Origin of the sequence: Xenorhabdus siamensis (assembly GCF_037996745.1) — a bacterium.
Lineage (GTDB): Bacteria > Pseudomonadota > Gammaproteobacteria > Enterobacterales > Enterobacteriaceae > Xenorhabdus > Xenorhabdus indica.
Genome location: NZ_JBBMXE010000019.1, coordinates 35,936 through 49,110, shown reverse-complemented (window position 1 = coordinate 49,110; position 13,175 = coordinate 35,936). Strand labels below are relative to the sequence as shown.

The 13,175-nt window shown below is 39.4% G+C and carries 15 protein-coding genes; 10 read left to right on the top strand and 5 right to left on the bottom strand.

Annotation, left to right across the window (positions count from 1 at the left end):
- The first annotated feature begins 183 nt into the window (after positions 1-183).
- The gene (locus AAC852_RS18030; RefSeq protein ID WP_323863333.1) at positions 184-570 is read left to right on the top strand and encodes a helix-turn-helix domain-containing protein; all 387 of its coding nucleotides are present in this window, start codon (positions 184-186) and stop codon (positions 568-570) included.
- A 183-nt stretch (positions 571-753) separates the two neighbouring features.
- Positions 754-1,460 (top strand): IS1 family transposase gene (locus AAC852_RS18025; RefSeq protein ID WP_340620646.1). Its coding sequence is split into 2 segments (ribosomal slippage): positions 754-1,003 and positions 1,003-1,460, totalling 708 coding nucleotides; the frame shifts between segments, so codons are not numbered across the junction.
- Here AAC852_RS18025 and AAC852_RS18020 read toward each other — a convergent pair.
- Entirely contained in the window at positions 1,457-2,299 is an 843-nt protein-coding gene (locus tag AAC852_RS18020) for an N-acetylmuramoyl-L-alanine amidase (protein WP_340622201.1), read from the bottom strand. The genes AAC852_RS18025 and AAC852_RS18020 overlap by 4 nt on opposite strands.
- A gap of 188 nt (positions 2,300-2,487) precedes the next feature.
- Positions 2,488-3,960: an alanine/glycine:cation symporter family protein gene (locus AAC852_RS18015; protein WP_340622172.1), complete on the bottom strand. Its 1,473-nt coding sequence runs from the start codon at positions 3,958-3,960 to the stop codon at positions 2,488-2,490.
- A 775-nt stretch (positions 3,961-4,735) separates the two neighbouring features.
- Between AAC852_RS18015 and AAC852_RS18010 the strand changes: the two genes are divergently transcribed.
- Positions 4,736-4,927: a hypothetical protein gene (locus tag AAC852_RS18010; protein ID WP_156115326.1), complete on the top strand. Its 192-nt coding sequence runs from the start codon at positions 4,736-4,738 to the stop codon at positions 4,925-4,927.
- 210 nt (positions 4,928-5,137) lie between these two features.
- Here AAC852_RS18010 and AAC852_RS18005 read toward each other — a convergent pair whose 3' ends face one another.
- The gene (locus tag AAC852_RS18005) at positions 5,138-5,293 is read right to left on the bottom strand and encodes a hypothetical protein (RefSeq protein ID WP_340622171.1); all 156 of its coding nucleotides are present in this window, start codon (positions 5,291-5,293) and stop codon (positions 5,138-5,140) included.
- A gap of 51 nt (positions 5,294-5,344) precedes the next feature.
- Between AAC852_RS18005 and AAC852_RS18000 the strand changes: the two genes are divergently transcribed.
- On the top strand, positions 5,345-5,824 hold the full coding sequence (locus AAC852_RS18000) for a PliI family lysozyme inhibitor of I-type lysozyme (protein WP_340622170.1): 480 nt from the start codon (positions 5,345-5,347) through the stop codon (positions 5,822-5,824).
- Between the two features lie 113 nt (positions 5,825-5,937).
- Entirely contained in the window at positions 5,938-6,315 is a 378-nt protein-coding gene (locus AAC852_RS17995) for a hypothetical protein (RefSeq protein WP_340622169.1), read from the top strand.
- 208 nt (positions 6,316-6,523) lie between these two features.
- Here the strand turns inward: AAC852_RS17995 and AAC852_RS17990 are convergent, their stop codons facing one another.
- Together AAC852_RS17990 and icd are read right to left on the bottom strand one after the other, a co-directional pair.
- Positions 6,524-6,919, bottom strand: coding sequence for a VOC family protein (locus tag AAC852_RS17990; protein WP_340622168.1), 396 nt, complete (start codon positions 6,917-6,919; stop codon positions 6,524-6,526).
- A gap of 308 nt (positions 6,920-7,227) precedes the next feature.
- Positions 7,228-8,481 carry an NADP-dependent isocitrate dehydrogenase gene (icd, locus tag AAC852_RS17985; RefSeq protein ID WP_340622167.1) on the bottom strand — a complete coding sequence of 418 codons (1,254 nt, stop codon included), beginning with the start codon at positions 8,479-8,481 and terminating at the stop codon, positions 7,228-7,230.
- A 139-nt stretch (positions 8,482-8,620) separates the two neighbouring features.
- On the opposite strand from icd, the gene rluE reads away from it, so the two are divergent.
- The 5 genes from rluE (at position 8,621) to purB (ending at position 12,944) form a co-directional block, all read left to right on the top strand.
- On the top strand, positions 8,621-9,250 hold the full coding sequence (rluE, locus tag AAC852_RS17980) for a 23S rRNA pseudouridine(2457) synthase RluE (protein WP_340622166.1): 630 nt from the start codon (positions 8,621-8,623) through the stop codon (positions 9,248-9,250).
- Positions 9,243-9,695 (top strand): NUDIX hydrolase, encoded by a 453-nt coding sequence (locus AAC852_RS17975; protein ID WP_340622165.1) that lies wholly within the window; start codon positions 9,243-9,245, stop codon positions 9,693-9,695. The genes rluE and AAC852_RS17975 overlap by 8 nt, the downstream gene beginning before the upstream one ends.
- Positions 9,696-9,805: 110 nt before the next feature.
- Positions 9,806-10,909 (top strand): tRNA 2-thiouridine(34) synthase MnmA, encoded by a 1,104-nt coding sequence (mnmA, locus tag AAC852_RS17970; protein WP_340622164.1) that lies wholly within the window; start codon positions 9,806-9,808, stop codon positions 10,907-10,909.
- A gap of 2 nt (positions 10,910-10,911) precedes the next feature.
- Entirely contained in the window at positions 10,912-11,538 is a 627-nt protein-coding gene (gene hflD / locus AAC852_RS17965) for a high frequency lysogenization protein HflD (protein ID WP_340622163.1), read from the top strand.
- Positions 11,539-11,573: 35 nt separating this feature from the next.
- Positions 11,574-12,944: an adenylosuccinate lyase gene (purB, locus tag AAC852_RS17960; RefSeq protein ID WP_340622162.1), complete on the top strand. Its 1,371-nt coding sequence runs from the start codon at positions 11,574-11,576 to the stop codon at positions 12,942-12,944.
- The last annotated feature ends 231 nt before the right edge of the window (positions 12,945-13,175 follow it).

Here is a 13,175-nt window from a genome sequence, read left to right as displayed (position 1 = left end):
GAATACCGAAAATGAATGTTAACATACATACTTGCAAGAGAATTATTGGGATGTATATCAAAAAAGCAAATATTGGATAATAGTGCAGCTTCCCAATTCAAATTGTCTATTAAGGCATAAAACTAAAATCTTGAAAAAAAGTTGTGTATACTTCCTCTCACCTTTAACCAATTTATAATTGTAATGCCACAGGATAATCACTTAGCACTTGTATGTGCACTAAGTAAATGGATAGAAAATCACCTTGGGCGAGTCATCCATCTTGAAGAACTTGCCGCTTATTCTGGCTATTCGCTTTGGCACATGCAGAAAATATTCAAGGAAGTTACCGGGATCTCGCTTGGTAAATATATACGCCAACGTCGATTAGCGGGTGCTGTGCACCTTCTTAAGAACAGCTCCCTACCCATTTTTGATATCGCCCTGGATTTTGGCTTCGGCTCTCAATCTCACTTTACTTATATGTTCCGTAAAGAATATGGCATTACACCTTACGACTTTCGTCAAAGTACGGATATAGAACTCGAAGTTAAACTTCCTCTGCATCTGACTTACAATTGCCAATCATGAAACACGCTATTTTGCGGCCAGATATTGATATCTGGCCGCAATCTCACCAGCCCTAATTTCTCTCAGTCGTAAGACAATATAGTACTACTACATTCATTATCATTTCATTTGTACTTTTCGATGGTCATGCTCCCAATGGTTAGATATTGTGATAAACTCCTTACTTTTTATTCTGGGTGAGATATGGCTAAAGTTGATGTGGTTTGTCGTTACTGTCATAAAACAGACGAGGTTAAAGGGCATGGAAAAGGGCGTACTGGGCACCCCCGCTATCACTGTTATGCTTGCCGTAAAACCTTCCAACTGAACTATACCTACCAAGCCTGCCACCCCGGCATGAAAGAACGAATTATTGATATGTCCATGAATAACGCTGGTGTCAGGGACACGGCTCGGGTTCTGAAAGTCGGTATTAACACGGTCATTCGCACATTAAAAAACTCACGCCAAGACAAGTAACTACGCTGCCGCTTTCGGGCAGTGAAATTCATATTGTCTGTGAAATAGACGAGCAGTGGTCATTTGTCGGTAATAAAAGAAATCAGCGCTGGCTCTGGTATGCGTGGGAGCCGAATAGGAAACGGGTAGTGGCACATGTGTTTGGGGATCGCAGCAGGAAGACGTTGAAAAAGCTGCTGGCACTCCTATCTCCTTTTACTATCCGGTTTTACTGTACAGATGATTATGCCGTTTACGATTACCTGCCTAAGAAAAAACACCTCACGGGAAAGAAATTTACCCAACGTATCGAGAGAACGAATCTTACGCTTCGTATCCGGATAAAGAGGTTGAATAGAAAGACAATAGGTTATTCCAAATCCGAAGAAATGCACGACAAAGTGATAGGTACGTTCATTGAGCGTGAATACTACATCTCATCACCGATCTAACCATTGGGAACATGACCCTTTTCGATTAATGCCAACGCTATCGCTTCAGTTTCTGCATCGGGATTACCCCGAATATCTGACGGTCGAAAATGCATCTGAAACACCTGAATTATCTTCCGAGTATCTTCATCCAGAAAACCTGTCTGGGGAATGGAGTAGCCGTAAGCAGATAAGGCTTTTTGTATTCCAATAACAGGAACCAGAGTATCTGGCAATCTGCTGGCTAAATATCTATTTACTGTAGCAAGATCAGGCCAAGCACCAATACCTTGCTCATAGAGCTCCCGCCATGGAAAAACAGGACCCGGATCTTCTTTCCGAAGTGGTGCGATATCAGAATGACCAACCACATTCACTGCCTCAATTTTATATCTGCGAATGATATCTTTTGCCAACCTGATCAAGGCATCAATTTGTGATGGGTGATATATGCACCACTCTTTTTTAATAAAATATTGCTTAAAACCACAATTAACAATTTCTATGCCAATAGAATAACTGTTTAAATTTTTATACCCTCTCCACTCACTCCTACCTGCATGCCAGGCTTTTTCTTTCTCAGAGGATAATTGAAAGATAATCGGCTCATTATTCTTATAATTAGGCTGAGATGGGATCAGATATTGAACACTGACATTACCATTCGTCAAAACTTGTAGAGAGTTCCGATCATTCAGTGCCGTATAGTGCAACACAAGAAATTTGACCGATTCAAGGTCCTGACTGGTCGAATATGAATAAGAATGGTCAATGAGATAATTATCTCTTTCTTCTAATGAAGTTTGATGACCACAACCAACCAATAGTGTAAGGAATACACCTATTAAAATTTCTCTCATCATATTAAGACAATAATAACCGAAAAAAATTGAATGATGTGCTACATAGAGTAGATGAAATTACAATAAAAATAAAAGCCGGATATCAATTGAATACAGAATATCCGGCTAATACATTTATTTTCTTAGTTTTATAAATTACTACTTCTAACGATATCTACTATCTTCGTTATTGTAAGCAACACTGATTAATGAATATCTGCCTTAACCTCAACTCGCTTCTGGTTATTCTGAACTGAGTCGTTATCCCATATACCTTCTTCAACTTGCTTTTGAATTTCTGGATACATATTAATATCGAAGGTTGGCAACTGACCCGCTTTCCTTTGCTTGTTATAATCCTTCGCCAATTTCATCGCAATACCTGATAACAAAAGAATAGCAACCAGGTTCACAATAGCCATACAAGCCATGGATATATTCGCCATATTCCAAACTAATGGTACATCTGCCATTGTACCAAACATCACCATACCTAATGCAGCCAGACGTAAAATGAACAGACCTGCGGTGTGGTTACGCTCCAGGAATATCATGTTACTTTCAGCATAAGCGTAGTTAGCAATAATCGATGTAAAAGCAAAAAAGAAAATAGCAATGGCAACGAAAGTTGTTCCCCAATGCCCAACTGCGGATGATAATGCGCGTTGAGTCAATTCAATCCCACTGATAGCCGTGACATTTTCATTAAGGATACCTGAAGAAAGGATAATGATTGCAGTAGCACTACAAATGGCGATCGTATCCATAAATACCCCTAACATCTGCACATATCCCTGAGAAGCAGGATGTGGAGGATATGGAGATGCAGAAGCCGCTGCATTTGGTGCAGAACCCATTCCCGCTTCATTCGAGAACAATCCCCTTTGAACCCCTTGCAGCATAGCTTGGGAAACACCATATCCCAATGTTCCTGCTATCGCTTCCTGAAGACCAAAGGCACTCTTAATAATTAATGCAAATACATCAGGAATACGTTCAATATTGTGGCCAACAACCCATAATGCCAATAATAAATAAGCCCCCGCCATAAATGGCACAACGAATTCAGCAACTCGTGCAATTGAACGCAATCCGCCGAAAATAATCATGCCACTAATGATGACTAAAACAATACCGACATACAAGGGTTTAATATCGAAGGCAAAGGAAGCCGCTTCCGCAATTGAATTTGCCTGAACGGCATTGAATACAAGACCAAACGCGATAATAAGGAAAACAGAAAACAATATTCCCATCCATCGCTGCTTCAACCCTTTCTCCATATAATAGGCCGGGCCACCACGATAATTTCCTTGATCGTCTTTCGTCTTGTACAACTGGGCAAGCGTGCTTTCCACAAAAGAAGTTGCCATACCAATAAATGCAACAACCCACATCCAAAAAATAGCCCCCGGTCCACCAGCGGTTATCGCAATTGCAACCCCAGCAAGATTACCTGTTCCTACACGTGCCGCAAGGCTGGTACATAAAGCCTGAAAAGATGAGATACCTGAACTGTCTGATTTATTACTATGTTTCAGAACTGAAAACATATGACCAAAATGACGAAGCTGTATGAAACCAGAACGTAGTGTGAAGTAAAGGCCAACCCCCAAAAGCAAGTATATTAATACGTAGTCCCAAAGAATGCTGTTAATGCTGTTAATCAGATCCATCAAGATATTTTCCCCTTAGTCGTTAGCAAACATTAGCTGACCATAAATGTAGTATCCATAGAGAATTTATTGTGCTTAATATTCTTTATAATTAACAAGTAACACAATTCTGTGCATGAAACACAGAGATACTAGCCAGTAAAACGGAAAGAATGTAACACAATATCTATTTCAATGGGTAACTTTTAATGAATTTTTTACATTTACTTTAGCAATTATGAACATTTACATTAAGTTACATAAGGTTCCCGTAGCCCGATTTTAAGCCTCTTAATCACAATTCCCGATTGATAAACCACCCATCTTGGTACTCTCAAAGATATTTAATGCACACATATTAATCAACAATTTATATGCAAAATAACAACAATCAACAAACAAAGGAGAAAGCTTTTTAAAACATAATGTAATACAAAGCTCCCATAATAATATGCTTTCATTGATGCCTGTTACTCCCCTCAGCCGTACAATTCACTGTTTATTCTTAACTCACTCCATACTTCCATTCTACCCGCGTAGCTATAAGTCATTCATTAAAAACACTAAAATAATTACAAAATTTAATATTGAAATCTCTTGAATTTGCGAAAACATATAGCAATATTTTTCTTCAAATGAGATTATTAAATTTTAATGCTGTGATAATTGGAAAAAGCCACCATTACATATTAAGATTTTCAATTGTTATTTTTACATTGGAAACAAAAACAACAAATTAGTAAGATATTAATATTCCACTATCTGGCCATCAGATAATCTGCTAGTGAGGTTATGATTGATGTTAGAAAGAAAAAGAAAAAATCCAGCGGACAATATTCTGCCAAAACGGGTATATAGAGGGAAGTCGAAATATGAGTATCATCCAGCAACAGGCGGTTCTATCTCTATTTGCTGCTTAAATTCACCATTATCTGTTATCTGGAAAGAATACAACAAAATTGTAGAAAAAATTGAAAAAAACAGTACATAGAGCTTGATATATGTCAAAATTAATAAGACGGGAGTTTCTACTCCCGTTAACTTTGTCTATTTTCAAATTAAAAACAAAAAAAGTATCGTATTCAAGCTATCATTTATAAAATAACTGTCTATCTTCACTCGAATAAATTTTATTAATTACAGTAAAACCCACCTATATTATGAAATATTTCTCGCCAGCTTATTCCAATAATCATATCTTTTAAAACCCAACAAAATATAAGAAAAAATAATAATTAAGATTAAACTCCATTCCTCCTGGTTCTATTTCCTCAGCATAATCTTCTTGATTTATCCCTTCTTCATCAACACCATCGACTTTTGAAATCCATGCTACGATATAAATTTCTATTCTCAACTTCTGCTATCAGCACATTGAAGCAAAACACGAATCAATGAGGTATTGACTATGCTTATAGATAAGAAAATAAAGTTTTCCGTGCTCTCAACTTTGCTCACTCTATTTTTATCACATACAACCTTTGCGAAAGATGGGGCATTGATTAATTTACCTGATAAAAAAATTGCGGTTATCTCAGCCGGTGACTTGGAAAGTGCATCAATTGGTAGTTATTCTATTGCCGTTTTCAAGGATCAGGAGTTAACAGATTTTAGTACTGGTGCAATTTTTTCCCGTAATGGTTCGCTGTTCGAAGATAATGGTAAACCAAGAGTCATGTTTGCAGACATTGATGGTGATGGAGCCAAAGAGCTAATTGTCGCCAAACTCACCGCAGGTTCAGGAAACTATCTTGAAGTTGATGCACTCAAAGTTACTGATAAAAATGTCAAATTACTCACCCGCATCAATACTGATAGCAAAAATGATCTCATTAAATTACTCCGCATCCATTGTAAAAAAGAACGATGTGCAGAGCAGAAACACTGATCATGCTCGAATCAATACGCACTGTCACCATAAAGATGCAAGGCAAACGATGGATAATGTACTATTGTTAATGTTATCGCTACTATCACGGTATAGCTGATAAAGGGGAATTTATGAAACGTTTTTTATTACCACTTTTTTTGATTCCATGCTCATTCTTCTCTTATGCCGCACAGGCAAATGTAGATAAGATCGCAGAAACTTATTGTGATTTGTTTGGTAAGGCTTCTGTTGAGGCATTCAAAACTAATGACTCACCAGATGTAATAGCCCAAAAAAGCCTTAATTTGCTACACAAAAGAGGATTAAACCTTAAAGAAATTCATTCCAATAAAGATGAATTCGTTGCATCAATCAAACAAACAGTTATTGGAGTCAGAAAGAATAAGCAAACGTTCCCAACGAGCCGCCACTTTGACGAATCGCTCGTTAAATCAGTCGAAAGCTGCAAGATCCAAACAAAACATGCCTTATCTCAGCATTCCCGCTAATAAGCTTTGGAGCGACGAATTTTCGTCGCTCTCTGAGTATTTACTTTTGGAATAACAATCGCGAGAAAAATTGTATTGAGGTTAGTTGATATTTATAAGTACGGCCTGCGAATCATATTCCCAGTATTATGAAAATTGCTACTAGCTTGTATGAATTTATTAAACAGTGAATTCAATAATAATTACATTTGTGAAAGCAAATTCTTAGTCAGTCCCATTCACTGTTTTGAAGAACAACCCTATAACCATCTATATCTTCAAAAGTTTTTCCAACTACATCCCAATAATTATTGTACGATGGAACCTCTTTAAAACCTGCATCTATCATACGTTGACAACATTGTTCCCAAACACTCTTTTCACTGAAATAAAAAACCAGCAGATTATCTTTTGTTGGGGCGCGCCCAACTGTAGTTCCATGGTGATGAGTAAATTCTAAATGATAATTATGTTTTTCGTGCCCAATTATAGAACCGTCAAAATCATTATGCCCCTGAAATTCACCTAATAATTTAAAGCCTAAACCATTAACATACATATCAGTAATAACTTTAAGATTATCAGTGGGCCTGGCAACTCTTAATACCGCTGATTTTGGGATCATTACATTCTCCTTATGACTTGATTTAAAATATTTATATATTTTATTTTCAACCTGATGATTATTTTTACTTTGAAAGTATATATAATTAAACCGCTCACCAATAAATTAAAATATATTTCCTACTTTTTTCGTTAATGAATGTGCACACTCTAAAAACTTAAGTTAACTTGAGGTCAAGTCATATTTCCATACATTTCATAATTAATTTTATTACTCACTGAAAGCCACGCCTACAGGATGTAGTTTTCAATGAATAATAAAAAACGGGAACTATTAAGCCCCCGTTATCTATTTTATTAAGTAATCAATTACATATGGGAGATAATTGCATCACCGAATTCGCTACATTTCAGCAGTTTAGCACCTTCCATCAGGCGTTCGAAATCATAAGTTACTGTCTTGGCGGCAATCGCACCTTCCATTCCTTTAACAATTAAGTCAGCAGCTTCGAACCATCCCATATGACGCAGCATCATCTCAGCAGAGAGGATGACTGAGCCTGGGTTTACTTTATCCTGGCCTGCATATTTAGGTGCTGTGCCATGTGTTGCTTCGAACAGAGCACACTCATCACCAATATTTGCACCAGGAGCAATACCAATACCACCTACTTGTGCCGCCAGCGCATCAGAAATGTAGTCACCATTCAAGTTCATACAAGCGATAACGTCATACTCAGCAGGACGCAACAGGATCTGTTGCAAGAATGCGTCTGCAATTACGTCCTTGATAATAATATCTTTACCGGCTTTAGGGTTCTTGATCTTCACCCACGGGCCACCATCCAGCAGCTCACCACCAAATTCAGTACGTGCTAATTCATAACCCCAATCCTTAAAGGCGCCTTCGGTAAATTTCATGATGTTGCCTTTATGAACCAAAGTCACTGATTCACGGTCATTATCAATTGCATATTCAATCGCAGAACGCACCAAACGTTTAGTGCCTTCTTCTGAGCATGGTTTCACACCAATACCACACTGCTGAGGGAAGCGGATTTTAGAAACACCCATTTCGTTCTGCAAGAATTTGATGACCTTATCAGCTTCCGCAGATCCTGCTTTCCATTCAATACCGGCATAAATATCTTCCGCGTTCTCACGGAAAATAACCATGTCAGTTAATTCAGGCTGTTTAACAGGGCTTGGTGTACCTTGATAGTAACGAACCGGACGCAGACAGACGTACAAATCTAACTGTTGACGCAATGCAACATTTAGAGAACGAATGCCGCCGCCAACCGGGGTTGTCAGAGGACCTTTGATTGCAACACGATATTCACGGATTAGATCCAGAGTTTCATCCGGTAACCAAACATCTTTACCGTAAACATGGGTAGATTTTTCTCCTGTATAGATTTCCATCCAGGAAATTTTGCGCTCACCGCGATACGCTTTCTGAACCGCAGCATCAACAACTTTCAGCATGACCGGCGTTACATCAACACCAATACCATCCCCTTCGATATAAGGGATTACCGGGTTATTCGGAACATTTAATTTACCTTTGGTATCAAAAGTAATTTTTTCACCTTCCGCCGGAACAACTACTTTGCTTTCCATTAACCTCTCCTTTCAAGTAAGCGCAATGCCTTGTTAATTTTTTGTAAGGGACGTGTCAATATTACTTGAATATTCTGCAAACGCCAATGGGCGCAGATTTCAGGTATAATATCCCCTTCATTTTGAGCAATAACTTATCATGACAAATTTCTCTATTAAAAAACGCAAACTTAATCGATTCAGTCAAAGAAAAAATAGCGCTCCCTCAAAAAGAATTACTGGTCCCCGTCGAGTGTTGATATTTAATAAACCTTATGATGTTCTTCCCCAATTCACAGACGAGACGGGCAGAACAACATTAAAAAATTTTATTCCTTTTAATGACGTTTATGCAGCGGGTCGTCTGGATCGTGATAGTGAAGGGTTGTTGGTTTTAACTAATGATGGAAAATTACAGGCTAAATTAACGCAGCCCAGAAAAAAAACGGCCAAAGTTTATTATGTTCAAGTAGAAGGAATACCCGATGAAGCCGCACTTAACAAGCTGCGCAACGGTATTATTCTAAAAGATGGTCCAACACTTCCTGCTGGAGCGGAATTAGTAGAGGAACCCGTCTGGCTTTGGCAACGCACACCACCAATTCGGGAAAGAAAAAGCATCCCAGTGAGCTGGCTGAAAATTACGCTTTTTGAAGGTCGTAATCGCCAGGTACGTAGAATGACAGCCCATATTGGTTTTCCAACATTACGTCTTATCCGCTTCAGTATGGGTTCATTACAGTTGGGGGATCTGTCCCCTGGAGAATGGAGGGAAATTGATTTTGTTTAGTCCACATATCACTGTTGCCTGCATAGTACATGCAAAAGATCAATTCTTAGTTGTTGAAGAGCTTATCAATGGTAAACCTTTCTGGAATCAGCCTGCCGGTCATCTTGAAGCTGATGAAACATTACTGGAAGCTGCTGAACGCGAATTATGGGAAGAAACCGGTATTCGTGCTAAACCACAGGCATTACTGAAATTACATCAATGGGTCGCTCCTGATGGAACACCTTTTATTCGTTTTTTGTTTCTGATTGAATTGGAAAAGACCGTGAATACGGCTCCCCAGGACAGTGATATTCATTGCTGTCATTGGCTCAGCGCAGAAGAAATCATCAATAGTTCACAACTACGCTCACCGCTGGTAGCTGAAAGTGTACGGAGTTATTTAAAAAATAAGGCTTATCCATTAACAATATTGGATAGCTATGGGCCACCTTTTGCCAAATAGTTTCTTATTCAATGGAAAGTAAATCACAAGGGCGTAAAGACGTTTGGTGCACCTTGCCTGCCAACGTGCTACAGTATTACGTTTATGTTTTTCCGCAGTGAGATATATCCATGTCAGATAACAGCCAGAAAAAAGTCATCGTCGGGATGTCCGGTGGTGTTGATTCATCCGTTTCCGCTTACTTACTGCAAAAGCAGGGTTATCAGGTAGCTGGCCTGTTTATGAAAAACTGGGAAGAAGATGACGATGAAGAATATTGCTCAGCCGCCGCTGACCTTAACGATGCTCAGGCAGTGTGTGACAAACTGGGCATTGATCTACACACCATCAATTTTGCAGCCGAGTATTGGGATAATGTATTTGAACATTTTCTTGCTGAATACAAAGCAGGCAGAACTCCAAACCCAGATATACTCTGCAATAAAGAAATTAAGTTCAAGGCATTCTTAGAATTTGCCGCAGAAGACTTAGGTGCTGATTACATTGCAACTGGTCATTACGTCCGGCGTCGGGATGTGGATGGTATCAGCCAATTACTTCGTGGCCTTGATGGCAATAAAGATCAAAGCTATTTCTTATATACCCTGAGTCACCAGCAGGTTGCAAAAAGTTTATTTCCAGTCGGGGAACTTGAGAAACCTGAAGTTCGCCGCATTGCCGAAGAGATAGGACTGGTCACAGCAAAGAAAAAAGATTCCACAGGTATCTGTTTTATTGGTGAGCGTAAGTTCCGTGAGTTTCTAGGACGTTATCTGCCAGCCCAACCCGGCCAAATTGTTACCGTTGATGGACAAACTATCGGGCAACATACTGGCCTGATGTACCATACACTCGGTCAGCGCAAAGGGTTGGGTATCGGAGGAACGAAAAATGGCAATGAAGATCCCTGGTATGTTGTTGATAAAGATGTTGAAAATAATACGCTGATTGTTGCTCAGGGGCATGAGCATCCCCGTCTGATGTCTGTCGGCTTAATTGCACAACAACTTCATTGGGTTGATCGCCAGCCATTGAAAACAGAAATCCGCTGCGTGGTAAAAACACGCTATCGTCAGCAGGATATCCCTTGTACCGTCATTCCCTTGAGTGAAGATAAAATTGAGGTTCATTTTGATAGCCCCGTTGTCGCTGTCACCCCCGGTCAATCAGTTGTATTTTATCAGGGAGAAATTTGTCTCGGCGGTGGTGTGATAGAACAACGTATACAGGAGTAATCGTGGCCAAAAATTATTACGACATTACATTAGCTCTGGCAGGTATCTGCCAGTCAGCTCGCCTAGTACAACAACTGGCCCACGAAGGGCAATGTGATGCCAGTGCTTTTGAAATAACACTCAACAGTATCCTGAACATGAGTCCGACTTCCACATTGGATGTCTTTGGCAATGAAACTCGCAATCTGCGCGTTGGCCTTGATGCTGTTATGGGGATGCTCAATGGCACAAACAGCGGTGTTTCCGCTGAGCTTACCCGCTACGTTTTAAGCATAATGGCACTGGAACGTCGCCTAAGCAAAAATTCATCAGCAACCAATGAACTGACTAAGCGTATCTCTCAGCTAGAACGCCAACAGGCGTACTTTGAGCCTATGTCTGAAGGTATGCTCAATGCTCTCGCTGGCATTTATGTCGATGTTATCAGCCCATTGGGGCCACGAATTCAGGTTATGGGTTCTCCTGATGTCTTGCGCAATACGTTAGTTCAGGCAAAAGTCCGTGCTGCATTACTAGCAGGTATTCGTAGCGCCGTATTATGGCAACAAGTAGGCGGTAGTCGTCTGCAATTTATGTTTTCACGTCAGCGCCTGATCCGACAGGCAAAAGACATTCTTGCTCGTTGTTAAATAAATCGTTAAATAAGATCCGGGAGTTTCTACTAATGGAATTATCCTCACTGACCGCTGTTTCTCCTATTGATGGCCGTTACGGCGATAAAGTTAGCGCACTGCGCGCTATTTTTAGTGAGTTCGGCTTACTGAAATTCCGCGTGCAGGTTGAAGTACGTTGGCTACAAAAACTGGCTGCCACAACAGAAATCGCAGAAGTCCCTGCTTTTGATGCAAACGCAAACGCTTACCTTGATGAAATCGTTGTAAATTTTAATGAACAGGACGCATTACGTATCAAGGAAATTGAACGTACCACTAACCATGATGTCAAAGCCGTTGAATACTTTCTAAAAGAAAAAGTAGCTCACATTCCTGCTTTACATCAGGTTGCTGAATTTATTCACTTTGCCTGCACCTCAGAAGATATCAATAATCTGTCATATGCATTGATGCTTAAAACTGCCCGTGAGGAAGTACTGCTACCACAATGGCGTCAGTTGATCGATACGATTAAACACATGGCTCATGATTACCGTGACTTACCTTTGTTATCACGTACACACGGGCAACCTGCGACACCTTCCACTGTTGGTAAAGAATTTGCGAATGTGGCTTACCGCATGGAACGTCAGTTCCGTCAACTCAGTCAAATTGAAATTCTGGGTAAAATCAACGGCGCTGTCGGCAACTATAATGCCCATCTGTCAGCCTATCCTGAGGTTAATTGGCTCCAGTTTAGTGAATCATTCGTGACTTCTCTGGGTATTCAGTGGAATCCATATACTACTCAGATTGAACCACATGATTACATTGCCGAACTATTTGATTGTATCGCGCGTTTCAATACTATCCTGATTGATTTCGATCGCGATATCTGGGGTTATATTGCCCTTAACCATTTCAAGCAAAAAACCGTCGCTGGCGAAATTGGCTCCTCCACCATGCCACACAAAGTCAATCCAATTGATTTTGAAAATTCTGAAGGAAACCTGGGGTTGGCAAATGCAGTATTTGGCCATCTTGCCAGCAAGCTTCCGGTTTCACGTTGGCAACGTGATCTGACTGATTCCACAGTATTACGTAATCTGGGAGTTGGTCTGGGATATACATTAATCGCGTATCAATCTACCATGAAAGGTCTGAGTAAGTTGGAAGTCAACGAGCAACACCTGTTGGATGAATTGGATCAGAATTGGGAAGTTTTGGCAGAACCAATTCAGACTGTTATGCGTCGTTATGGTATTGAGAAACCTTATGAAAAATTAAAAGAATTAACACGTGGTAAACGTGTTGATGCAGAGGGAATGAAAAGTTTTATTGATAACCTTGAACTTCCTGAAGAAGAAAAAATACGTCTTAAATCTATGACCCCTGCAAATTATATCGGCTATGCTGAATTACTGGTCAATAAATTAAAATAAAGCGCTTTTATTTATATAATTGTGAACGGGGAAATTCCCGTTCACGTATTGCAAAATAGTCAAATCTTATATGAAATATAAATAAGTTGTAAAGTTATAAGCTATTATTGAATCAACTTATTGTTTTTGACAATTCATTCATTAACATACCAACAATAGACTGATTAGTTACTATAGTTGGTTTAATCTTAACAGTATATCTATAATCTATTTAAATCCACTGATTAATTT

Coding starts and splice junctions, on each gene's coding strand:
- AAC852_RS18030 (WP_323863333.1), top strand. CDS start 184: ATGCCACAGGATAATCACTTAGCACTTGTATGTGCACTAAGTAAATGG.
- AAC852_RS18020 (WP_340622201.1), bottom strand. CDS start 2,299: ATGAGAGAAATTTTAATAGGTGTATTCCTTACACTATTGGTTGGTTGT.
- AAC852_RS18010 (WP_156115326.1), top strand. CDS start 4,736: ATGTTAGAAAGAAAAAGAAAAAATCCAGCGGACAATATTCTGCCAAAA.
- AAC852_RS18000 (WP_340622170.1), top strand. CDS start 5,345: ATGCTTATAGATAAGAAAATAAAGTTTTCCGTGCTCTCAACTTTGCTC.
- AAC852_RS17995 (WP_340622169.1), top strand. CDS start 5,938: ATGAAACGTTTTTTATTACCACTTTTTTTGATTCCATGCTCATTCTTC.
- AAC852_RS17990 (WP_340622168.1), bottom strand. CDS start 6,919: ATGATCCCAAAATCAGCGGTATTAAGAGTTGCCAGGCCCACTGATAAT.
- icd (WP_340622167.1), bottom strand. CDS start 8,481: ATGGAAAGCAAAGTAGTTGTTCCGGCGGAAGGTGAAAAAATTACTTTT.
- rluE (WP_340622166.1), top strand. CDS start 8,621: ATGACAAATTTCTCTATTAAAAAACGCAAACTTAATCGATTCAGTCAA.
- mnmA (WP_340622164.1), top strand. CDS start 9,806: ATGTCAGATAACAGCCAGAAAAAAGTCATCGTCGGGATGTCCGGTGGT.
- purB (WP_340622162.1), top strand. CDS start 11,574: ATGGAATTATCCTCACTGACCGCTGTTTCTCCTATTGATGGCCGTTAC.